Annotated in this window: 17 protein-coding genes and 1 pseudogene; 6 read left to right on the top strand and 12 right to left on the bottom strand. The window is 42.6% G+C overall.

The window, feature by feature from the left end:
* Nucleotides 1-432 precede the first annotated feature (432 nt).
* Nucleotides 433-2127, top strand: a complete 1695-nt coding sequence (locus HEQ19_06630; GenBank protein ID WYL99247.1) for an NAD-binding protein — start codon at nt 433-435, stop codon at nt 2125-2127.
* 108 nt (nt 2128-2235) lie between these two features.
* On the opposite strand, the gene HEQ19_06625 is transcribed toward HEQ19_06630, so the two are convergent.
* From HEQ19_06625 to HEQ19_06610, 4 genes are all read right to left on the bottom strand, one after another.
* On the bottom strand, nt 2236-2478 hold the full coding sequence (locus tag HEQ19_06625) for a type II toxin-antitoxin system HicB family antitoxin (protein WYL99246.1): 243 nt from the start codon (nt 2476-2478) through the stop codon (nt 2236-2238).
* 170 nt (nt 2479-2648) lie between these two features.
* Entirely contained in the window at nt 2649-3602 is a 954-nt protein-coding gene (locus HEQ19_06620; GenBank protein WYL99245.1) for a heme o synthase, read from the bottom strand.
* Between the two features lie 239 nt (nt 3603-3841).
* Nucleotides 3842-4825: a heme A synthase gene (locus tag HEQ19_06615; protein ID WYL99244.1), complete on the bottom strand. Its 984-nt coding sequence runs from the start codon at nt 4823-4825 to the stop codon at nt 3842-3844.
* A 138-nt stretch (nt 4826-4963) separates the two neighbouring features.
* The gene (locus HEQ19_06610; GenBank protein ID WYL99243.1) at nt 4964-5236 is read right to left on the bottom strand and encodes a hypothetical protein; all 273 of its coding nucleotides are present in this window, start codon (nt 5234-5236) and stop codon (nt 4964-4966) included.
* Between the two features lie 38 nt (nt 5237-5274).
* Here HEQ19_06610 and HEQ19_06605 point away from each other — a divergent pair.
* The 5 genes and pseudogenes from HEQ19_06605 (at nt 5275) to HEQ19_06585 (ending at nt 11362) form a co-directional block, all read left to right on the top strand.
* Nucleotides 5275-6568 (top strand): annotated as a pseudogene (locus tag HEQ19_06605) (transposase).
* Between the two features lie 147 nt (nt 6569-6715).
* Nucleotides 6716-7810 carry a cytochrome c oxidase subunit II gene (locus HEQ19_06600; protein ID WYL99242.1) on the top strand — a complete coding sequence of 365 codons (1095 nt, stop codon included), beginning with the start codon at nt 6716-6718 and terminating at the stop codon, nt 7808-7810.
* Nucleotides 7811-7953: 143 nt separating this feature from the next.
* A complete protein-coding gene (gene ctaD, locus HEQ19_06595; protein WYL99241.1) occupies nt 7954-9654 on the top strand; it encodes a cytochrome c oxidase subunit I in 1701 nt (566 codons plus the stop codon).
* A 132-nt stretch (nt 9655-9786) separates the two neighbouring features.
* Nucleotides 9787-10407, top strand: coding sequence for a heme-copper oxidase subunit III (locus tag HEQ19_06590; protein WYL99240.1), 621 nt, complete (start codon nt 9787-9789; stop codon nt 10405-10407).
* A gap of 808 nt (nt 10408-11215) precedes the next feature.
* Nucleotides 11216-11362 carry a hypothetical protein gene (locus tag HEQ19_06585; protein WYL99239.1) on the top strand — a complete coding sequence of 49 codons (147 nt, stop codon included), beginning with the start codon at nt 11216-11218 and terminating at the stop codon, nt 11360-11362.
* An 85-nt stretch (nt 11363-11447) separates the two neighbouring features.
* Here HEQ19_06585 and hypB read toward each other — a convergent pair whose 3' ends face one another.
* The 8 genes from hypB to HEQ19_06545 all read right to left on the bottom strand — a co-directional run bounded on the left by hypB (nt 11448) and on the right by HEQ19_06545 (nt 23386).
* A complete protein-coding gene (hypB, locus tag HEQ19_06580) occupies nt 11448-12155 on the bottom strand; it encodes a hydrogenase nickel incorporation protein HypB (protein WYL99238.1) in 708 nt (235 codons plus the stop codon).
* The gene (gene hypA, locus HEQ19_06575) at nt 12139-12486 is read right to left on the bottom strand and encodes a hydrogenase maturation nickel metallochaperone HypA (protein WYL99237.1); all 348 of its coding nucleotides are present in this window, start codon (nt 12484-12486) and stop codon (nt 12139-12141) included. The genes hypB and hypA overlap by 17 nt, the downstream gene beginning before the upstream one ends.
* 18 nt (nt 12487-12504) lie before the next feature.
* Complete coding sequence (gene speB / locus HEQ19_06570) at nt 12505-13698, bottom strand: agmatinase (GenBank protein WYL99236.1); 1194 nt, start codon at nt 13696-13698, stop codon at nt 12505-12507.
* 113 nt (nt 13699-13811) lie between these two features.
* Nucleotides 13812-14981: a DUF6014 family protein gene (locus HEQ19_06565; protein ID WYL99235.1), complete on the bottom strand. Its 1170-nt coding sequence runs from the start codon at nt 14979-14981 to the stop codon at nt 13812-13814.
* Nucleotides 14982-15111: 130 nt separating this feature from the next.
* A complete protein-coding gene (locus tag HEQ19_06560) occupies nt 15112-17139 on the bottom strand; it encodes an ATP-binding cassette domain-containing protein (protein ID WYL99234.1) in 2028 nt (675 codons plus the stop codon).
* A 368-nt stretch (nt 17140-17507) separates the two neighbouring features.
* Nucleotides 17508-18245 (bottom strand): SDR family oxidoreductase, encoded by a 738-nt coding sequence (locus HEQ19_06555; protein ID WYL99233.1) that lies wholly within the window; start codon nt 18243-18245, stop codon nt 17508-17510.
* 35 nt (nt 18246-18280) lie between these two features.
* On the bottom strand, nt 18281-19123 hold the full coding sequence (locus HEQ19_06550) for a class I SAM-dependent methyltransferase (GenBank protein WYM03286.2): 843 nt from the start codon (nt 19121-19123) through the stop codon (nt 18281-18283).
* A 3-nt stretch (nt 19124-19126) separates the two neighbouring features.
* Complete coding sequence (locus tag HEQ19_06545) at nt 19127-23386, bottom strand: amino acid adenylation domain-containing protein (GenBank protein WYL99232.1); 4260 nt, start codon at nt 23384-23386, stop codon at nt 19127-19129.
* Between the last annotated feature and the right edge of the window lie 69 nt (nt 23387-23455).

The following is a 23455-nucleotide window of genomic DNA, read 5'->3' as shown; positions in this document are numbered from 1 at the left end:
CGAGAAATTGGGGGCGCAAGGCCTTGCGCCCCTACGATTGGTGGTTATTAACCAATACAGTTCAGTTAAGGAAAATTGTCGTAGGGGCACGGCACGAATAAAATTGTCATTAGAAGAAAAGATTTTGGATGCCGTGCCCCTACACTGTATACCATTGGAGTCTAACTGAACTGTATTGGGTTATCAACGGTGGGGGAATTCGCGCTGAGGGGGCGACAAATTCAGGGCGCAAGGCCTTGCGCCCCTACGATTGGTGGTTATCACGCAACGGTTGGGAAATCCGCGTAGGGGCGCAGTTAATTTGGTGATGTCAGCTACAGTTCTACTCGATGAAAGTGGGCAACAATATAAATTCAGGGAACTCGAAAAAATCAAAACAACCCTTGAAGTAGTTGGCTGTTGACCGTTGACTGCTAACTATCCACATCTCTCATGAAACCCCGAATTATTGTTTGTGGCTTAGGACGTACTGGATATAAAGTTTTTCGGTTGCTCAGACAGCAGGGAGCATTTGTCGTTGGTATTCATCACAAACCCATACCAGGGGAAGCTGACGGTGATGTGATTATTGGCGATGTACATACAGCGGCTACCCTGACAGCAGCGGGAATTCAGCAGGCGCAAACTTTGGTAATCGCCGGCGCTGATGATGAGCGAAATTTGTCTATTATGATGCAGGCGCGGGTGCTGAATCCCCAGATTCGGATTATCAACCGCTTTTATAATACAAGTTTAGCTGAACGTTTGGATCAAACTCTGCCAAATCATTTGAGTATGAGTGTTGTCGGGTTAGCAGCACCAGTATTCACTTTTGCAGATCTGGGAAATCAAGCGATTGGACAAATCAAGCTATTTCAAAAAACCTGGCCAATTCAGGAAGAATATATTGATGAGAACCATCCTTGGCTCGGTCGAAAGTTGAGTGATATGTGGGAAGATCGTTCGCGGATGCTAATTTATTATTTACCTGTAGAAGGTGAGATTGATTTAGTATCTGCAGTGCTGAATGGCAAAGAATTAACAGTAGGCGATCGCTTAATTGTGGGTATCCAACCCCGCATCCGTTCTACTCGCAAATCCTGGATTAGAAAACTGCTGAAAGTCTGTACCAGTCTGCGACAATTTCAAAAACATGCTCAATCAGTAGTAGTGGTGGCGATGATTTTGTTGGTAATTATTTTGCTAGCCACACTCACTTATGTTTCTGGTAATCTCAAGATATCTGTTGTTGATGCTTTATATTTTGCCGTCGGCATGATTACTGGCGCCGGTGGTAATGATAAAGTAGTAGAAAATGCTCCCGTCAGTATTAAGTTATTTACCGTCGTGATGATGTTGGTGGGCGCTGCGGTGATTGGGATTTGGTACGCCATGCTCACCGATTTTATCCTAGGAAGCCGCTTCAAACAATTTTGGGACGCCGCCCGTATTCCCCAGCGACATCATTACATAGTCTGTGGCTTAAGTGGTATCGGCATTAGAATAGTTCAAGAACTCCACGCCAGCGGTCATGAGGTAGTAGTAATTGAAACCGACTCCAATAATAGATTTGTCAACACCGCCCGTGGACTTGGTATTCCCGTTATCCAAGGCGATGCGAGCTTCCGCGCCATCCTCAAAGCCAGCAATATAGATACGGCAACCGCTGTGCTGGCTGTTACCAATAACGATGCAATTAACCTAGAAATTGCCCTGAAAGCCAAAGGATTGGCACCGAGGATACCAGTAATTGTCCATTATGCTGACCCTGATTTTGCCGGTATGGCGCAACAGGTATTTGATTTCGAGGCGGTACTAAGTCCAGCCGAACTAGCAGCCCCAGCATTTGCAGCCGCTGCACTCGGAGGGCGTATTCTTGGTAATGGGATTACAGCCGATAGTCTTTGGGTAGCTTTTGCTACTGTAATTACACCATTACACCCCTTTTGCGGTCAACTGGTGAAAGATGTAGCAATGTCCGCTGATTTCGTGCCTTTATACGTAGAACGAAATAGCGTAAGCTTTCATGGGTGGGATTTACTCGAAACCAATCTCAGTGAAGGAGATATATTATATTTGACAATGCCAGCGAATCGGTTATATCAATTGTGGCGTGAAGAGCGATCGTCCCAAGTGATGGTAAGTTGATTTTCCATTACAGCAGTTTTCAGTTAATTAAAGTGAAACGGTATTACATTGATTCCATTTTTAGGTAACAAATCAAATCCCGCCGATTAATTGATCCAAAAGGTGGCATTAGACAACCTGTTTGCTGGAATTCAGATCAATACCATCAAGTATCGGTAAAGTATGACCTAAACGCAATCCTAAAATAATCCATCCTTCAAGAGTATCTTGCAAATTATCCCGACAAGCTTCCAGTGTTGCAGCATTCGCCCAAACACCAGGACAATCAGGAATTTCGCTATAAAAAGTCCCATCCTCAAGCAACTCATAAGTTGCTTTGTGCATTGCTGTATTTATGTAATGTGTCAACATTTTTATTGATAATTAAATCAAGCTTTTGGATAAAACTACCTATTAATAAAATTCTACTTAAAAACTCCGCGACCCTCTGCGCTTACCTCCGCGACCCTCTGCGTTTAAACATTTCCTTAAACTACGATCGCGCCCACAAAAGGTAACGCGATCGCAATCATTACCCTAACCTAACTAATAAAATGCAGCTGATCAATTGCCGCATTAACTAGATTATGGGTAATAGGTAAACTATCCACCACCATAGCCAGACACAACAGCATCATGTAGGAGATGGAATAGAGAAATAACTCTCTAGCGACAGTCCGATCCTCTGGGTTTTGCAACAAGCGCCAAGACTTGTGAATAAACAATCCTCCCAAAAACAGGGCGATCGCCGCATAAACAATCCCAGTAGCGTGCAAGGGAAACACTAATAACAGTGTGGCAATAACTGTTACCAAGGTGTAATACCAAATCTGTCGCACTGTGGCTGTATCGCCCACAATTACTGGTAGCATTGGTATCCCAACTTTTGCGTAATCATCCCGAATCATCAAAGCTAATGCCCAAAAATGAGGCGGTGTCCAGACAAAGACGATAGCAAAAATTAACCATGCTGCCCAGCTTAAAGTACCCGTAACAGCAGCCCAGCCTACCAGGGCCGGAATTGCCCCAGCAGCCCCACCAATCACAATATTTTGGGTACTGTGGCGTTTCAACCAGTGGGTATAAACTAAGATGTAGAATACAATACCAGAGAATGCTAGCAGGGCGGCTAGGATGTTGGCGAATACTGCAAGTATTGTGAAAGAAAGCACAGCCAGAACAATAGCAAAAATCAGCGCCTCACGCGGCTGTATCTTACCGGAAGGCATGGGACGATGGCGCGTCCGCTCCATTTCATAATCAATATCTCGGTCATAGATACAGTTAATCGTCTGGGCGCTAGCAGCAGCCAAAGTGCCACCAGTAAGAGTTACTAGTAACAGTAATGGGTCTACTTCTCCCTTAGCAGCAATCCACATACTGCCAGCAGTGGTAATCAAAAGCAACGGGATAATACGAGGTTTTGTTAGCTGGTAGTAGCTTTGAATTACCTGTAGAAATGTTTCGTGGTGGCGAGAGACATTAGTCTCAATCATTTTGGCTCTAGTTCCTTATTTTTTAACAACTTCATTGGAAGTCGGCGGGAAAAACTTAATCAACCTTGAGGGTCTAGAGGGAGAGCAGCCGCCGACTTGGGGCATTGGGCATTGGGCATTGGGAACTCTTCCCTATGACGCCACTTGCTAGATGCAGGGGAACCAGTCCACCGCAGTGGCTCTCCCATTCACCATGAACCATGCCCAAAACTCCGATTCGTGGGCGAAGTTTTTGATAGTCAGCCCCCGTTGACCTGTGCTTCTTTCCTTGTAGCAGCTGCTGTGAAATCAGCAGGGTAAGTGTTGATTTCACGGCTAGCAGCCCAGTCGCGGAGTGCTAGAACTGTGAAAGCAACTAAAGCACCCAACAAAGTAGCTCCGATAGCTTGGTGAGAGACGGTGAGCGGCTCGACTTGGAGATGTAATCGGAAAGTAGCAACGCCCAAGAGGATTTGTAAAATTAATAACCCACCAGCCATGTTTGCCAGTCGTCGCAAAGCCGGATGTAGTGCTGGTGTGCGCCAGGAGATGAAGACCACAGCCAAGATTGCCACGGTTGGTGGGACTAAGCCAAAAATATGGCTGTACATTACATTACAAAGTTGAGACGCACCAAAGCATTGGTGAAGTGCCCAACGGGAACCGACCAAAGCACCTAGTAGACTTTGCAGGTAAACTAAAACGCTGGCAGTTAAACCTAACCAAGGTAACTTGCCCACAGTTCCAGTTCCGTGATATGGGGTGAGTGCGGTGCCGATGACCAGTAGGGTGGTGAAAAACAATAACGCCGTTCCTAAGTGAGCGGTAACGATATCAAACCTCAACAATTCGGTGACGGTGAGTCCACCCAAAATGCCTTGAAAGACGATTAAAAACAGGGCAAACGTGGATGCCCAAGGTAGCCAGGTGGGTAAAGCGCGACGATACCACCAGGATAGGCCCACAAGTGCGATCGCGCTGACACCTATCAAGGCTGCATCTAACCTGTGGAACCACTCCAAGAACACCTGGAGGTTCATTTGCTTGGCTGGTACTAATTCCCCGTAGCATAACGGCCAGTCTGGGCAAGCAAGTCCAGCATTCATCACGCGGGTAGCACTGCCGATCGCCATCAAAATCAAGGTGGCTATGCAAATTTTCCACACCAAGCGCCGAATTAATTCCTGGGGTTTTTGCTGCAGGGTTGCCGCTTCATTTTGTTGTTGTAGGACAAATTGGCTCATGGACGATTCCTTATGCCCGCTCTTGAATATTTATCAAAATTCTTTAAGTTGTCAGTCACGACCCATCTCCACCCTAGCTTATACGACCAGGGTTTCTAAATTTGCTTTCACTTATACTTTGAATCACTCTAGCCACTTTTAGCCTAAAGCTTTAGGGATTTTTCCAGTTCTCAACTGTTGATAAATGGCAATTAATTTCACCTTTCTAAATTTTTCCTTAAATTTTTCGATTGATTGAGATTTACTCTTGGCAATATCTGATAAATCTTTTTTACCTAAATCGGAGAGAAGGCTCCCGCCATAATCTTTGATTTGGCGGCGAGATGAATCGAGGGTAAAAAACGAAACGTTCCCCGACCACAACTGGCTGTAAGCCAGTAAGGGAAAGGGAACAGTTGAGTTTTTTGCCAATCCATGTTATAGTTTACGTTAATGTACATGACGTAAATATGCTGGTATTTGAGGCCAAACTTGAGGGAGAAGACGGACAGTATCAAGCGCTTGATGAAGCGATTAGAACTGCCCGTTTTGTTCGCAATGCCAGCCTTAGATACTGGATGGATAACAAGGGTATTGGGCGATACGACCTCAGTAAGTTCTGCGCTGTACTTGCGGCTAATATTGAGTTTCCTTGGGTCGCCAAGCTTAATTCGATGGCTCGTCAAGCTAGTGCTGTTGGCGAAGCCTTCCCGAAGGGTAAGAGCGTGGTCTGCTATTGCTCGGTTTTTTGATAACTGCAAGAAAAATAAGCCAGGAAAAAAGGGATATCCAAAGTTTAAGAAAGAACAAACACATGGTTCTGTTGAGTACAAAACTTGTGGATGGAAACTTTCTGATGACCGCAGGTATATCACTTTTTCTGATGGATTTAAAGCGGGAACTTTCAAACTCTGGGGAACCAGTGACCTGCATTTCTACCACAAGAAACAGTTTAAAAGGGTGCGGGTTGTGCGTCGTGCAGATGGCTATTATTGCCAGTTTTGCATCGACCATAAACGAGTAGAAAAGCGAGAACCAACTGGTAAAACTATTGGTATTGATGTGGGGTTAAACCACTTCTATACAGATAGTAACGGAGAAACAGTCGCCAACCCTAGACATCTTCGTAAAAGTGAAAAGTCCTTGAGGCGTTTGCAACGGCGGATGTCTAAGACTAGAAAAGGTTCTCAAAATAGAATTAAGTTTAGAAATAAACTTGCTCGTAAACACCTCAAAGTAAGTCGCCAGCGTAAAGATTTTGCTGTTAAGACAGCAAGGTGCGTGGTGAAGTCTAACGACCTCGTGGCGTATGTTCGGCGAAGCCGTTGCCGAAGGCTAGATTTGATGGTGCGGAATATGGTGAAAAATCACCGATTGGCTAAGTCGATTAGTGACGCTTCATGGTCGCTGTTTCGTGAATGGGTTGAGTATTTTGGTAAGGTGTTTGGTGTTGTCACGGTTGCTGTGACACCACACTACACCTCACAGAATTGCTCTAATTGTGGAGAGGTTGTCAAAAAGACTCTTAGCACCAGAACTCATATTTGTCCTCATTGTGGGCATACCCAAGATAGGGACTGGAACGCAGCGCGGAACATTTTAGCAAAAGGATTGAGTACGGCGGGTCACGTCGGAACTAACGCCTCTGGAGACATCGACCTCTGTATGGGTGGGGAAACTCCTCCAAGTAAGTCGGGTCGTGGAAAGAGGAAACCCAAAGAGCGATCTTTGGAATCCCCCACTATATTCGGTACTCCGAATTAGTGGTGGGAGGATGTCAATCAAGATTAGTTATGTAGCCAAAAAAATTAATAAAAATTTCAGACCGTTAGACCCAATATCTTATAGGCTGGACTACCTTGGTAAGTGGGCAGCTTTGAGATAACGTAGTAAATTCAGTTTAAGTAAGCCGTGAAAATTCCAAGTTCCATCTGGACATTACTCATTGGCATCGTGCTAACGCTGGTCAGCCTTTGGTACGGTCAAAATCACGGACTGTTGCCTACAGCAGCCACGGATGAAGCCGTCTTAGTGGATGGTCTGTTTAACGCGATGATGATCGTCTCTACAGGGATATTTCTGATAGTAGAAAGTGCCTTGATTTACGCTGCATTTAAATACCGCCGGCGTGCTGGTGACAATGAAGATGGCCCACCAATTGAGGGCAATGTGCCTCTAGAAATCCTCTGGACGGCGATCCCAGCAATTATCGTGATTGGTATTTCTGTTTACAGTTTTGAAGTATATAATGACATTGGCGGCTTCGATCCCCATGCTATCCATGAAGCCCCAATGACTCAGGATGCAATGAAAATGCCTGGGATGGCAATGGCCGCAACTTTAAGCGATACACCACCCAGCAGTGAACCCAGCCTCAGTCAAGAGCAATCTGAGGCACCACTCCCAGAACCAGCTACTGCAGAAGTCGGCAATGCTGATGAAATGTCCGATATGCAGAATCCCCCTGGTGATGAGAGTGTAGCTCCCACCATTAACCCTAGTCCTGAAAAAGCAAGCGAACCACGGGAATTACTCGTCAATATCACTGGTCTACAGTACGCCTGGCTATTCACATACCCAGAAACTGGTATAACTACAGGTGAACTGCATGTTCCCATCGGGCGTCAAGTGCAAATCAATATGACCGCTAGCGATGTGATTCACGCTTTCTGGGTGCCAGAGTTCCGCCTGAAGCAAGATGCGATCCCCGGTAGGCAGAGCGAATTTCGGTTCACACCTAGAAAAGAAGGTGATTATGCCCTGATCTGTGCCGAACTTTGTGGCCCCTACCACGGTGCAATGAGAACCCAAGTAGTCGTTGAGTCAGAGGAAGCGTTTGAGAAATGGATGCAAGAGCAGCTACTTGCTAGCCGCGAAACCCTCAATCAAGCCGTTGCTGTTAACCCAGCCGATCTCACCCCAGATGAATTTCTCGCCCCTTACACCAAGGACATGGGAATTCACCCAGAAATGCTTCATCAGGTTCACGCGGCTCATCAACATTAGTCATTGGTCATTAGTCATTAGTCATTAGTCATTGGTCATTAGTCATTAGTAAAGGACAAATGACAACTGACAACTGACAAAGGACAAAAGACAAAGGACAAAGGACAAAGGACAACTGACAAAGGACAAATGACAAAAGACATATGACACAAGCTCAGTTGCAAGAAACTGCTAATATCCCCGCCCTGAGTGAAGAACCAGGGAAAAGACATTGGCGAGACTATTTTGGCTTCAACACTGACCACAAGGTAATTGGGATTCAATACCTAGTCACTTCGTTTATTTTTTACTGCATTGGCGGTGTGATGGCTGACTTGGTGCGGACAGAACTCCGCACCCCAGATGTAGATTTTGTTACCCCAGAAGTCTATAACAGCCTGTTCACCCTCCACGCCACAATCATGATTTTCTTGTGGATTGTGCCCGCCGGTGCTGGGTTTGCTAATTATCTGATTCCCCTGATGATTGGGGCTAGGGATATGGCATTCCCACGGTTGAATGGTGTAGCTTTTTGGATGATTCCGCCTGCAGGTTTGTTACTCATCGCCAGTCTAGTGGTGGGTGATGCACCTGATGCGGGTTGGACTTCCTACCCTCCCTTGAGTTTGGTTACAGGTGAGGTAGGTGAGGCTATTTGGATTATCAGCGTCTTGCTGTTAGGTACTTCGTCGATTTTGGGGGCGCTGAATTTCCTCGTCACCATTATCAAGATGCGTGTTCCCAGTATGGGGCTTTTCCAAATGCCCTTATTTTGCTGGGCGATGTTATCTACTTCGGCCTTGGTTCTTGTATCAACTCCGGTGTTAGCAGCCGGTTTAATTCTGCTTTCTTTTGATTTATTAGCCGGTACAACATTTTTTAACCCCACTGGTGGCGGTGATCCGGTGGTATACCAGCACATGTTCTGGTTTTACTCCCACCCAGCGGTGTATATCATGATTTTGCCCTTCTTTGGGGCAATTTCCGAAATCATTCCCGTACATTCTCGCAAGCCGATTTTTGGCTATAAAGCGATCGCCTATTCCAGTTTAGCTATTAGCTTTTTAGGGCTGATCGTCTGGGCGCACCACATGTTTACCAGCGGTGTCCCCGGTTGGTTGCGGATGTTCTTTATGATCACTACCATGATCATTGCCGTACCCACAGGAATTAAAATTTTCAGTTGGGTGGCGACGATGTGGGGCGGAAAAATTCGTCTCAACACTCCCATGCTATTTGCTATCGGCTTTGTCGGCACCTTTGTGATCGGCGGAATTAGTGGCGTGATGTTGGCTGCTGTTCCTTTTGATATTCACGTTCATGACACCTATTTTGTGGTAGCCCACCTGCACTATGTCCTTTTTGGTGGTAGTGTGTTAGGGATTTTTGCTGCCATTTATCACTGGTTTCCGAAAATCACCGGACGCATGGTCAACGAATTTTGGGGTAAGGTTCACTTTGCTTTGACTATCGTCGGCCTGAACATGACTTTCTTACCCATGCACAAATTAGGGTTAATGGGTATGAACCGCCGAATTGCCCAATATGACCCCCAATTCACCAGTTTGAATGAAATCTGTACGTATGGCTCTTACATACTTGCAGTTTCGACATTACCCTTCATTGTCAACGCCATTTGGAGTTGGTTGTACGGCGAAAAAGCAGGTAATAATCCTTGGAATGGATTGACCTTAGAGTGGATGACTAGCTCACCTCCTGCGATTGAGAATTTTGAGACACTCCCAGTTCTGGCTACTGGTCCCTATGACTATGGTTTGTCCAAGGCTTTATCTGACCCTAATCCTGTGTTGTCTGCTGGGACGAACTCTGTTTTAACAGCCGAACCTGAGCCAACTCAAGGATAAAAGTCCAGAGTCCAGAGTCCAGAGTCCAAAGTCCAGAGTCAAAATATTAATTCTTGACCCTTGACCCTTAACCCTTGACCCTTGACTCCTTGACTCCTTGACTCTTAACCCTTTCATCTATCTACAAAATTCATGCAAAGTCAAACTATTGACCCAGCTAAAACTGAACTGAATTATCACCATACTGCAGCCGTAGATCATCACGAAGAACATCCAGACCATCGTTTGTTTGGTCTATTTGTTTTTCTGGTGGCTGAAGGTATGATTTTTATGGGGTTGTTCGGCGCTTATTTGGCTTTCCGTTCTACTTTACCTGTCTGGCCTCCTGAAGGTACGCCGGAGTTGGAACTATTGTTACCGAGTTTTAACACTGTGAATCTGATTGCTAGCAGTTTTGTGATGCACAATGCTGATACTGCTATCAAAAAGAATGATACGCGGGGTACGCAAATTTGGTTGGCAATTACGGCGGCGATGGGTGTGATTTTCTTGGTAGGTCAGGTGTATGAATATACACATCTGGAATTTGGTTTAACTACCAATTTGTTTGCTAGTTCCTTTTATGTGTTGACTGGTTTCCACGGTTTACACGTGACTATCGGCGTTTTGGCGATTTTGGCTGTATTGTGGCGATCGCGCCTTCCGGGTCACTACAGTAGCGAAAAGCGTTTCGGTATCGAGGCTGCGGAAATTTATTGGCACTTCGTTGATGTAATTTGGATCATTTTGTTCGGATTGTTGTACATCCTTTGAGTATTAGTAGGGGACCTAGGCCTAGATCCCCTACTCCACCCGAATAACTTATCCAACCCCCGCAAGGGGGTTATTTTTTATACGCATATAATGACAATTAAGTAGTGAACATAAGTAAGTAGGCAGAAATAAACCAAACTATGTTAAGAAAAGTAAACAAGCCTGAAACTCTTACCAATGACCAATGACAAAGGACAAATGACGACCCTCGACCGTACGGTTTATTTGCGCCGACCTACTTAGTGATCACGTGCATTATGAACTAACAGATTTACGAATGCTATGGTATATAGTATAAATTATAGAAATTACAAAGGAGAGTAGAGGATTGTCACTGATATGAAAATAGTTGTAAAAAGCGTGAAACAACGTAAATTCGTTAATACAGATGATATTTTCTTTTCCCAGCATTAAGTTATAAATTGTGATAAATATAACACATAATTGAAAATTATGAATCAAACCTATATAGCAATTTGTGTCGCTATTGCCTTAAGCGCAGTTGGTGTGCTTGGTGATTACTTTCTGAAAAATGCGGTTCTTGCGTACTTAACGTGCTAAATTTTTAATTACAGTCGATAACTTTGTTTTAAAATCAAGGCTTACAGGCGCTTATAGCCAAAATTTTAATCATCAGACCTAAAAGGCAGTAAATAATGGCTGTCATCTTATCCCAGCAAGGATTTCAAGCTTATTTTTCAACATATTTAGCACGCTAAGTACGCAAGAACCACTATTTTTGGAGCATTTTGCTTGTTACGGAAAGCTTTTCAATGGAATAGGCGAGTGGCCACAACAGTGGGCGATTGTGCAAAACAGTCTTGGTGCATCCGACAATAATCGCCTTCGTGGAGAACGGGCTGAGAATTTAGAGCAAGCGATCGCCAACACCAAGGAAGCAAATTGCTCCCAAGATAGTTTTCTACAGATGGGACACCCTCGGACTGCGTCCTAACCGCCTTGGCGTGGGTTGCTAAATGTGATTGGTGTGCCTTTGTTTCAGGGTTTTCAAGGGGGGAATGCTGAGGTGGGGAGGTGGGTCAGATTCTATCAAAAATATGGTTTTCGACCTCTTGACTCGCTGCTGCGCGTCTACGCACCCAATTAAACCAAACTTCTAATCCCTCACCTGTTTTAGTAGAAATAGCAATAATCTCCACATCGGGATTCATCTGGCGGACGTTTGCTTCAATGCGGCTAATATCAATATCTAGATAAGGAGCCAAATCTATTTTTGTAATCAACAAACAATCTGCTGCTTGAAACATAATTGGATATTTCAGTGGTTTATCTTCACCTTCAGTAATACTTAATAAAGCAATTTTGGCATGTTCTCCTACTTCAAATTCAGCCGGACAAACTAAATTACCCACATTTTCTACCAGTAATAAATCAAAGTCCGAAGGATTATATTCCTGCTCCAGTTGATGAATACCGCCTGCTACCATTTGGGAATCCAAATGACAGGAACGACCTGTATTAATTGCAATTACAGGAACACCATATTTCCGCAGGCGTTCTGCATCTAAATCGGTTGTCATATCCCCTTCAATGACAGCGATTTTCAACTCATTACTTAAACTTGCCAAAGTGCGTTCCAGTAGTACTGTTTTTCCAGCACCGGGACTACTCATAATGTTGAAACAAGTAATTCCCCATTGATCAAAATGCGCTCGGTTGTGGTCAGCACCTTGTTGATTAACATGGAGTAAATTAATTCCTAATACCGCGTCAAAGGTTTGATGCATAAGCGTACTCAATCCTATCAATTTTCAACTCTCTACCTGAGCGAATATCCTCCATTGGAGAATTACACTCAGGACAGCCATACTTTAAACCAATTTGCGGTAAATATTCTTGTTGACAAGAATGACAAAAAGCAATCAGTGGTGTTTCTTGAATGTTCAGTTTAACTTTCTCTAAAAAGGTATTGCGTGTTTGCACTTCAAACGCAAATTGTAAACTAGCAGGTTCCACACAAGTGAACTTACCAACAATTAAGTGAACTTGAGAAATTTCTGGTCGCTCAGGTTGGGATTCCCACCAATCTTTTACTGTTAAAATTAGTGCCTTCGTCATGTCAGTTTCGTGCAAAACTCACCTCCATTCCTCAATTAATTGTGGTTCGGCTGCGGGGTGAATATATGTAGCTTTTTGTTTGCGCGGTAATTGACCGGATACAACTAAATGTGCCATCGTATCACAAATTACTCGCGCTGCCATTAATGATGTCATATCGCTAATATCATAAGGCGGTGAAACTTCCACAACTTCCAGTCCACAAACTGGCGCTTTTTGGATAATTTTACCTAACAAATATAGTGCCTCTCGCGGTAACAATCCACCGGGTTCAGGCCAGCCAGTTCCAGGGACAAAGCCAGCATCAATACAGTCAATATCGAAACTGATGTAAACGCAATCTGTACCGTCTAATGCTCTTTCTAGGGCAAAGTTGACGGCTGCATCTAGCCCCATTTCAGTGATGTCTGTTACTGTTAAGATATTCGTAGCTCTTTCTCGACAAACTTTTACACCTTGACGCGGTACTTGCCAGCCACCAATTCCCAATTGTACCAGATTTTTGGCTGGCGCATTTTTTATATTTGTCGCATGAAACCAAGGACAAGTATGCATTCTTTCATCTAAGTCTGTTTCTTGGGTATCTACATGGCGATCAAAGTGAATAATCCCGACTTTTTTATCACCTAAGTGACGACAAATACCGCGAACTGTAGGAAAACCAATAGAATGGTCGCCTCCCATAATTATAGGAAATGCTCCAGAACTAAAGATATGTGCAATACCTTTGGAAATCTGGTCAAAGGACTTTTCATTATTAGCGGGAATAGTGAAAATATCGCCTACATCACAGAGAGTAATCTGCTCACGCAAGTCTACACCCAATTCAAAATTATAGGGTGTGTATAATGCAGAAATTCGGCGGATTCCTTGGGGTCCAAAACGTGTACCTGGTCGATAAGTAGTTCCAGAATCGTGTGGTACGCCGACAACAGCAACGTCATATTCACCAACTTTCCGCACATCTTCTACGTATGGTGCTTTCAAGAAAGTATTAATTCCGGCAAAGTGAGGCAATTCCCCGCGAGAAAAGGTAGGAATTGAGCGATCGCGTATACTTTCGGCGGCTGGTAATCCAAATTCTAGTCCTTTAGAAACCTCCTGTTGCCAACCTGTGAGCGGTAAATTGGCTTCTTTTTCTAGCGCCCGTCCCGCTTGCGTAGAATTTGCCTGAAAATGAAAATTAGGGTCATCAAAAGATTGTTCAGTCATGTTTCGGAAAATGCGATTTTGAGATTTACAACACAAAACTATCGTTCAAGTGAGCCATAACAATTAATTTTCTATTATGGATACGCAACAACGCCAAAAAGACATAAAAATTATTATTGCAACTGTGCCCAAATTCCTTGACAGCGTTCCATAATTAGTCCCTGAAAAATTGATTGAGTTGATGGGTGAATGTCTACTTTGTACAGAGATAAAAGACCTGTAGGACTTTTAAGATTTAACTCTCTTCGGGTAAGACATAATGCTTGCGCTCGATGGAGTTCCACGGCTTGGAGTAAACCTGGATAACTCAAATTACGTAAAGCTAATTGACTATTTTTAGTGAGATATATGGCATCATTTTGAAAAAGATATTCTAAGCTGATAAGGCTAGCATATACATCCACATCTTTTTCTATCCCTCCTAAACGGTGAGCATCTAAGCCAAAGCGAATGCAGAAATTGACAGCTACCAACTTCCCAGCTTCTTGAGCAGGTAAAGTGCAAGCTGCAAACTCAAACCCTAGGCTATCAGATCGCCATTCCTCTACACCAGAATTGGTATAGTTTCGGAAAAGTTTATGCTTTAACTTGAAGTCAAATCCCAAACCACTCGCATGTCCTGCTTCATGAACTTGAGTATCTACGTGGCGATAGCGTTCACCATTGATTTCGTCTTCTAATGGACCTAATAGTAAATTAGCTGTTTCACATTCAAATATTTTTTGGATACATTCGTGGCTGGAACCTAAAAAACGTCGTCGCTGCTCTTTTGCATTGTTTAATGCAGGACCACAAACACTATTAGGAAAACACCATCTATGTGGGACTACAAAGGCTTCACCATTTTCACCACTGACATTACCCCAACTAGCAATCTCGGTAAAGGAAAGGTTTATGGGAATTGGTTGTCCGATTGTGCCAAATTTTGCCCGCACCAGATTTTCTAATTGTTCAATAGATGGTTCTTGGTTATCGTGTATTTTCCCGTAAAGTGCGCTTAACGTCACATGGGGTTGGCTTTGTCGATTTATTTGGTAAGGTGCGATAATTAAGAAATAGCCATTTTTACCAATAAAATCCATATTGATAAAGCCTGCAGACAAGATACTCCAGTCGTTATTTTCTAAAGCATCTGCTGTGTTGAGTAGCCAAGTTGGAGGAAGTTCACAAGAGTTTTCCGCCTGTTGACGCAGTTTTTTGACAGCAATAGCAATTTCATTTCGCTCAATATCTTGGACTATTTGTTTAGTTAATTCTTGTTCATCTACAAAGATGGTTGCCATTTTTTATGCCTCATGATTTGATCAAAGTTTGATGTCGTTATTGCTTTAACTCTTACTCTGTTTATGATTCAAATTTTTGCTCATTTGGGCGAAAGCACCAGAAGTTTTACCTACCAATTATGAGTAACGGCTAAACCTTCACCCATTTCAACACCTTGGGGTTTTTGTTATAGCGGTAGGTAAAGCCGTCCTTAGCAGTAATGGAGTTACCAAGGCTGGCTTTGCTTCTAATACTGCTTAGTGAATAGTCGGTTAATGTCTGCATTTCTTGATGAGATAACCCTTCAATTGTGCCTGTAACTAGTTGTTTTTTTGATTGACTTTGAGATTCATTATGAGGAAAATCATCTATTAGGATTTGAGCATTGTCAGGGGGACTAGTGACAATTTCTTTGGTTTTTTGTCGCCGATAATCCTGTACAGTCAAAAGTTGCCAACTGGAATCTTGTGAGAGTTCCAGAACCCATTGATGATAATTAAATAAACTTTCCCGATGTCCCACACTGATAAATGTTGTTTTTGTTTGTTGTAATTGTTGATATAAATTACCTTCATTTTTCAAATCTAAAGCACTCGTTGCTTCATCTAATATAGTGAACCTAGGATGAGTAACTAACAGTCGTGCAAATGCAAGGCGTTGTTGTTCTCCTAGCGATAATATGTTCTCCCACGGAACTTCTGTATCGAAGCCATCGACTCGAATTAGTAAGTTTTGCAGATTAACTTGTTGCAAAATATCTTTCAGTTCTGCGTCGGGTATTTGACGATTTGTACTAGGATAAAGTAACTGTTCGCGCAAAGTTCCTAAGATTATATAAGGACGTTGCGGCAAAAATAAGACTTCTTCTAAGGGAGGTCTCACCAGACGACCAGTCCCCGCATTCCACAAACCAGCGATCGCTCTCAACAGAGAACTTTTACCTCGACCACTAGGACCAACAATTAATAAACCTTCTCCTGCTTTGACAGAAAGTGATAAGTCTTCAACAATCACCTGCTCATAGTCGGGTGTTTGTAAAGTGACATGCTCAAAAGCCAGATGGTTTTCTTCTACTGTTTTAATGGTACTGACATTCTCTGGTTTTTTAGTCAGTGCTTCTAAAGCATTTGAAAACTCAGTTAAACGGTCAACGTAACTAGAAAATTGTCCATAAGTCCCAAATTCACTGATTAATTGTCCCAAAGCAATAGCAAACAGATTACAAGCTAAAGCGGCTTGTCCCAGTTGTCCAAAATCAATTTCATCTCTAATATATAAAGGTGCGAGTACTAAAAAGGGGAATATTTGGATAATAGATTGATATCCTCTACTAAAAATGTCCGAGCCTCTCTCCCAACTTATCTTGCGTTCAGTATTTTTGAAAATCTGATTAAATCGCTTCCCAATTATATTTGATTCTTGGGTTTCTCCCTGAAAAAAAGCTATTGATTCAGCGTGATTCCTAACATGCGTCAAGGAATAATTGTAGTCAGCTTTAAATACGAGTTCTTCTTGATTAATTTTAGTCAATTCTTGATTTAAGTAAATGGCAATAAAATTACCTATAATTGTATAAGCAAGCAAAATAACCGCAATCTGTTGGGAAATTGACCAGATAATTATGAAAAAAGTCCCCATTTCCAGGACTTTTTCCAGGAAAGTAGCTGAAAAATTCAGAGCATTAGTGGTAACAGGTTCAATTTCTTGGGATAAACGCTGATCTGGGTTATCAATATCTGCTTTAAAGTTAATCTTATAATAAGCACGATTGCTTAAATATTTATCTAAAATCTGATTATTGAGCCATTTGTACCAATCAAGAGCAATTTGTTTTCTGACAAATTTAGAAAATCCTACTAAAAGCGTTACCAAGACAAGTACAACAATATTGACTGATAAGGTGTTAATGAACTTGGAATAATCTTTTTCTTGAATAAGAGTATCGACCAAATAGCGATTAACGAAACTATTAAAAGCCGTCATACCTACAAGCGCGATTATTAGTAATATCAGGAGAATCAGCATTCCCCATGAACGAATCACGTCTGAGAATGCTCTTTCACTTGGCTTTGTTGGATACCAGTAAGGTGCAGCAATCGCTTTTACACCTGCCCAAAATTGAGTAAAATCTGAAAAAGCATTGGTTATGGGTTGAGCTTGAACAACTTGGGTTGGCATATTTTAAAAATAAGTTGAAATCTCTCTTAATTTAATAAATTATGAATGCTGAATTACAGCGATTTTCAGGTAAATGAACCACATTTTTATATCTCACGCATTCTCTACGAGACGCTCCGCGAACGCGCAGCGTCTGTCTTTGCTACGCAACGCTACCGCGAACGACACGCTACGCGAACGCAGAGAAGGCGCATTCGCGGAGCGTCTCGTTCGCGGAGCGTCCCGTAGGGAAGAGAAGGCGCATTCGCGGAGCGTCCCGTAGGGAAGGAAGAAAGAAATACAGATATCGGGGTGTGGTCTAAATACCTGAAAACTGCTGTAATTAAAAAGAATCATTTTTCATAATTCATAATTTGAATAAATTTTGATTACAGCAACGTTACACCGCCATCCACAGGCAAAATAACCCCTGTAACATAGGGATTGGTAATTAAACTTAACACTGCTTGCGCGATTTCTTCAGGTTGACCAAGATGCTCGACAGGTAATGCGGCGATCGCCCATTTTGTCAGGTCTGAGCGTTCAGATTCGCTTTGACTGCTCCAGATACTTGTATCTTCTATCAGTCCAGGTGCAATCACATTAACTCGAATCGGTGCAATTTCTAACGCCAGTGAGCGCCCAAACACCGCAACAGCACCATTTGCTGCAGCGATCGCGGAAATCCCTCCCATTTTTGAAGATTTGAAGATAGTGACACTGGATGTGAGGGTAATAGAGCCGTCAGGCGCTATATTTTTCAACGATCCACGCACAGCCAAGAACGTCCCCCAGAATTTATCCATCGCACCTTGAGCGGTTTGGGTGGTCATCTCTGCTAAAAGCGATCGCGGCATATTTCTGTCTCCCATCGCCGTTACAATCAAATGATCGAAGTTTCCGATCTGCTCAAAAAAAGCATTGACTGCATCCTCATTCAACAGATCAACAGTTTTACCCTCAATTCCCAGAGAAATCAACGCCATCGCCTCATTTAATTTCTCTGCAGATGAGTGGGAAAGTACAACTTTCGCCCCTACTTCTACCATTTTTTTGGCGATCGCCAGATCAATCCCTGAGCTTGTACCAATAATCACCACTTTTTTGCCTGATAGCAACTGAAACATTGTCTTACCTCATCAAATAAAAACAGAACAAAATATCACAGTAAGTTTACTGGCTTCTTTACTGAAACCAACAAATAATCTATAGATGAAGAATCTAGCAAAGCATCTATACCAACCACATTTAAATTATAGGTTTCTTCATCTATTTTTCCTATTTTTAATTCCTCTATCATCGAAGATTTCAAATCTCGGTAGTGTGTTTTCCAGCATTCCTCTGTCGCTTCCACAAATTCTATTGGCTGAAATCCTGCTTGTTGATAAAGACTTTTATAATCTTCAATATCTTTATTTTTGACAATATTTTCAGTTACAATCAAATCACCAAAATACTTTGTAGTGTCGAAAATGAGATCGGCGAGAATCAGATTTCCCCCTGACTTCAATACACGCCAAGCCTCTTTCAGAAACTTCTCCCTTGTATTAAAGTAAAAAGCAGCCTCCACACAGATAATGTTATCAAAAAAATCATCCTCAAATTCCATCTGCACAGCATCCATGCAAATAAACTTGCAGCCTGGCGCATTAACTATACTTCTTTCGATTTGTTTGGTGGAAATATTAATGCCCACAATATCCGCAGGCGAATAATACTTGAGGAGATGACTGGTAGTTGCTCCCAAACCGCAACCAACATCGAGGATATTTCCCTGCTTTCTTGGAATAAATTCTAACAGCTTTTCCATCAGATTAAAACAGGCTTCATGCTGATTTTGAGTATCAGAGTGCCAATAACCCACATTGAAAAACTCTTTTTCACCATAGTAATCTCTAGTCACTGGATGGAAAATTAAACTGTCAAATATACTGATAAATTCGTTTTTATCCATTTTTACTCCCACTTGTTTATATTGGTTTTCATTGTGATCAACCCCACTCATCACTTAGATGTTTGCTTGTGCTTGCTGAATACAAGCTTTCAACTGTTCTGCTAAAACCTTGACATGGGGTTCAACCATAATTGTGATATGGTTTCCTAGGACAAAATGAATATCCACTGGCTCGCTAGAAAACTCACTCCAGCCCAAGGATAAATCCTGTGAAACCTCAGCATTTAAATGACTATTAGGGTCTTCTGGTAGATCCTCATTAGCGCGGAGAATTGTCAACTTACCTGGATAAGGCTGTTTTGGTACATAATCAACCAGACATAAACAGCTATTTTTATAAGCTTGGACGATATTTGTCAACTGGGTAATTTCAGCATTTGGAGGGAGCATATTAGCCATTTTGAAATAGTGTAAAATGTATTTTAGTTGCTCATCCACAGTCAAAGATTGCAGAGTATCATAAGAAATATCCACATTCTTTTCTAAATAAATTTCTATGCCTTTGCTCACTTCAACTAACCACCTCGCATGATCCCAATTAATATAATCAATCAGCATTTGTTTATCTTTATAGGTTGGTGCTGAAGAATCAACTATTGCCAACAAAGCAACTTCCTGTCCCTGGTTACGCAACTGTTGAGCCATTTCAAAAGCTACATTTCCCCCATAAGAATGTCCGCCTAAAAAGTATGGTCCCTGTGGCTGAACAGCTTGCATGGCTTCAATGTAAATACTAGCCATATCCTCAATATGAGTAATCGCACCTAATTCCTGATACAGATTATTTTCAAAACTGTATAACGGTTGATCATCTCCTAAACAACGTCCTAATTGATAGAAGTAAAAAGGTCTCCCCCCTGCACCTGGAACACAGAAGAAAGGTAAGTTTGAACCCTTGGGCTGAATTGCTACCAAACAAGATGGAGAAGAGTCTTCGGATTCTTTTTGGATAATTGCTGCTAACTGTTCTATTGTCGAGTTTTGAAACAGGTCTTTTAAAGCAATATCTTTACCAATCTGCTGCTTAATTTGAGTCATTAAATAGGGAGCTAAAAGAGAATGACCACCCAAATCAAAAAAGTTATCCTGTACCCCAATTTTGTCAACTTTAAGAATATTTGACCAGATTTGCAGCAGTTTCAATTCCAATTGATTACGCACTTCGATAAATCTATCGGAGTTACTGGTGTGAGCAGGTGCTTTCAAGGCGCGGCGGTCTACTTTACCATTAGGAGTAAGTGGTAAAGACTCCAACATCACAAAAGCATTTGGCACCATGTATCCAGGTAGTTTATTGCCAAGAAACTGACGCAGTTCGCTAGTTGTGAGTGTGACATCTTTTTGCGGCACAATATAGGCGACTAACTGCTTACTTCGGCTACGCTCAGTACAAGTCTCACCTGGGGTATCTTCGCGGACAATGACGCAAGATATTTGCACATCCTCATGTTGACTAAGTACGGCTTCAATTTCGCCTAATTCAATGCGGAAGCCACGAATTTTAACTTGATGATCGATGCGTCCCAAGTATTCTATATTCCCATCAGGTAAATAGCGTGCCAAGTCCCCGGTTTTATATAATTTTGAATTATCAAAAGGGTTGGGGATAAATTTCTCTTGGGTTAACTCTGGTCGGTTGAGATAGCCGCGTGCTAAACCTGCGCCACCAATGTGTAACTCTCCTGGTACACCTACGGGAACTGGTTGCAAATACTCGTCTAAGATGTAGACTTGGGTATTAGCAATGGGAGAACCAATGGGGATTGACTCTATAGTTGTCTCAAGTTTTCTAGGGATAGGATAACAACAAGTAAAAGTCGTGCTTTCTGTCGGACCATATCCATTAATGATTTGCGTAAATGGCAGAGTTTCATAAGCTCTATTAACGTGAGCAAGTGAAAGTGCTTCTCCACCAATTAGTAGCTGTTTAATTCCTGATAATGCTTGTGGGTCATCATCAATTATAGAGTTAAATAAAGCAGATGTTAGCCATAAAACAGTAATGCCATGTTTGTGAATTTCCTCACTCAGAGTTTTAGCGGTAGGAATACTTTCTGGGAAAATAACACATTTTCCACCATGCAACAAAGCTCCCCAAATCTCGAATGTGGAAGCATCAAAAGAAATTGGGGCTATCTGAAGAAATCTTTGGTTTGCATCCAAATGAACGTAATTTACTCCAAACAACAGACGATTAACACCACGGTGAACAACTTCCACACCTTTAGGCTGACCTGTAGATCCTGATGTATAAATCACATAAGCCAAGTTAGTAGCTTGTACATCAGCGATAGGCGTAGCGATCGCATTATCCTGACTACATTGAGCAATCACGGGAGAGTCAGTATCCAAACAAACAAGTTTTACTTGATGTTTTTGTAATTTCTCAACTAAATTCTGTTGTGTTAACAGCACTTTTATCTGAGTATCTGCGAGCATAAAACTCAAACGCTCTTGGGGATAATCTGGGTCAAAGGGCACATAAGCCCCACCCGCTTTGAGAATTCCTAAAAGTCCCACAACCATCTCCAAGGAACGCTCTACACAAATACCCACCAACACATCTGCGGACACTCCCAAAGAACGTAAATATTGCGCCAACTGATTAGCGCGACAATTCAACTCATCATAGGTAAGTTGTTGCTCTTCAAATACCACCGCCACAGCATCCGGGTTGCGCTCTACCTGCTCCTCAAACAACTGATGAATGCACAAATCATGGGGATAATCTACTTGAGTATCATTCCACTCCACCAACAATTGATGACGCTGGGCTTCACTTAACAGTGGCAATTCCGAAATTCGCATTTCTTGATTTGCCACAATTGCTTGGAGTAAAATTTGAAAATGTTCCCCTATGCGAGTAATTGTAGTTGCATCAAATAAATCAGAGTTATAGCACCAAACACCCTCCAGACCTCCTGGAATTTCCCAGTAGTTCACTTCCAAGTCAAATCTAGCCCTGACATCAAGTGGTAAGGGCATATTTTGGATAATTAAACCTGACAAATTGCTAGAAGATTGGGGAGTATTCTGGAGAGAAAACAGCACCTGTACCAGGGGATTACGACTCAAATCACGGTCTATCTGCAACTTTTCTACCAACATTTCAAAGGGGAAATCCTGGTGAGCATAGGCTGACAACGTTGTTTGTCGCACTTGCTCGTGGAATTCTCGAAAAGTGGGGTTTCCAGACAGATTACCCCTTAATGCTAGGGTATTAGCAAAAAACCCCATGAGCCGCTCCACACTCTTGCTGTTGCGGTTGGCGATGGGGGAGCCAACCACCAGATCCAACTGACCACTATAACGAGAAATTAAGACCAAAAAACCTGCCAGTAGGGTCATAAACAGCGTAGCGTCTGACTCCTGGCTCAACTGCTTGAGGCGTTGCGTCAGGTCGCGATCCAGTTGAAAACACTCAACCCCACCTTGAAAAGTCTGAACTGGGGGACGGGGATAATCCGTTGACAGTTCCAAGATGGGAGTTAACCCTGCTAATTGTTCTCGCCAGTAATTCAGTTGGCGATCTAGGACTTCACCTGTGAGCCACTGACGTTGCCAAACTGCAAAATCCGCATACTGAATCGGTAATTCAGCTAGAGGGGAGGGTAAACCTTGAGTGAAAGCTTCATATAACTGAGATAATTCACCGAAGAAAATGCTCAATGACCAACCATCGTAGATAATGTGGTGCATCTTCAACAGTAGTATATACGAATAGTGACTCAGTTTCAATAACGTAAACTGTACTAGGGGTTCTCCTGCCAAATCGAAGGGTTTTAATGCAGCAGCCATCGCCATCTGTCGAAATTGCGCCGTTTGTTCTTCTGTCGATAACCCCTGTAAATCCTCAATTTCCAAGGTTACTGTCGAGGGCGGAGCAATTCGCTGGATCGGTTTTCCGTCTACCATTGGAAAAGTAGTTCTTAAGACCTCGTGACGACGAATCAGTTCAGTCAAACTCTGTTCCAGAGCCACTAAATTTAGCGCACCTTCTAGCCGCAGCGCCTCCAACAGATTGTAAGCAGTACTGTCGGGTGATAGCTGGTGCAGAAACCAGAGCCGCTGTTGGGCAAAAGATAGGGGTAAATCTTCATCCCGTGAAACAGGAATAATCGTTAATTCAGCAGTATTAGTAGGGGTTTTACCTTGTTTTAAAAATGCGAGAATTTCAGATTTTCTAGTCCCGATTGCTTGCTTAATTTCTGATGTCATTACTCCCTTGGGAGCCTGATAGTGTAGCTTCTGCTCCTCCAGCCAAACTTTGATATCTAAACTATTTAAATAAGACAAAAATTCTACTACTTTCACTTACCAATTGCCTCCCAAAGCTGTTGTTTAATCAGATTTAAATTGCGCGGATAAGTAGGTCAGCGCAAA

The organism is Gloeotrichia echinulata CP02 (assembly GCA_038087035.1).
Taxonomy (GTDB): Bacteria; Cyanobacteriota; Cyanobacteriia; order Cyanobacteriales; family Nostocaceae; genus Gloeotrichia; species Gloeotrichia echinulata.
The sequence above is the reverse complement of the archived record's forward strand: the minus strand, read 5'-3'. Positions and strand labels throughout refer to the sequence as shown.

What these genes read in the sequence shown, in the direction of transcription:
- HEQ19_06630 (WYL99247.1), top strand. Translation starts at nt 433, where the DNA reads ATGAAACCCCGAATTATTGTTTGTGGCTTAGGACGTACTGGATATAAA.
- HEQ19_06625 (WYL99246.1), bottom strand. Translation starts at nt 2,478, where the DNA reads ATGTTGACACATTACATAAATACAGCAATGCACAAAGCAACTTATGAG.
- HEQ19_06620 (WYL99245.1), bottom strand. Translation starts at nt 3,602, where the DNA reads ATGATTGAGACTAATGTCTCTCGCCACCACGAAACATTTCTACAGGTA.
- HEQ19_06615 (WYL99244.1), bottom strand. Translation starts at nt 4,825, where the DNA reads ATGAGCCAATTTGTCCTACAACAACAAAATGAAGCGGCAACCCTGCAG.
- ctaD (WYL99241.1), top strand. Translation starts at nt 7,954, where the DNA reads ATGACACAAGCTCAGTTGCAAGAAACTGCTAATATCCCCGCCCTGAGT.
- HEQ19_06590 (WYL99240.1), top strand. Translation starts at nt 9,787, where the DNA reads ATGCAAAGTCAAACTATTGACCCAGCTAAAACTGAACTGAATTATCAC.
- hypB (WYL99238.1), bottom strand. Translation starts at nt 12,155, where the DNA reads ATGCATCAAACCTTTGACGCGGTATTAGGAATTAATTTACTCCATGTT.
- hypA (WYL99237.1), bottom strand. Translation starts at nt 12,486, where the DNA reads ATGACGAAGGCACTAATTTTAACAGTAAAAGATTGGTGGGAATCCCAA.
- speB (WYL99236.1), bottom strand. Translation starts at nt 13,698, where the DNA reads ATGACTGAACAATCTTTTGATGACCCTAATTTTCATTTTCAGGCAAAT.
- HEQ19_06565 (WYL99235.1), bottom strand. Translation starts at nt 14,981, where the DNA reads ATGGCAACCATCTTTGTAGATGAACAAGAATTAACTAAACAAATAGTC.
- HEQ19_06560 (WYL99234.1), bottom strand. Translation starts at nt 17,139, where the DNA reads ATGCCAACCCAAGTTGTTCAAGCTCAACCCATAACCAATGCTTTTTCA.
- HEQ19_06555 (WYL99233.1), bottom strand. Translation starts at nt 18,245, where the DNA reads ATGTTTCAGTTGCTATCAGGCAAAAAAGTGGTGATTATTGGTACAAGC.
- HEQ19_06550 (WYM03286.2), bottom strand. Translation starts at nt 19,123, where the DNA reads ATGAGTGGGGTTGATCACAATGAAAACCAATATAAACAAGTGGGAGTA.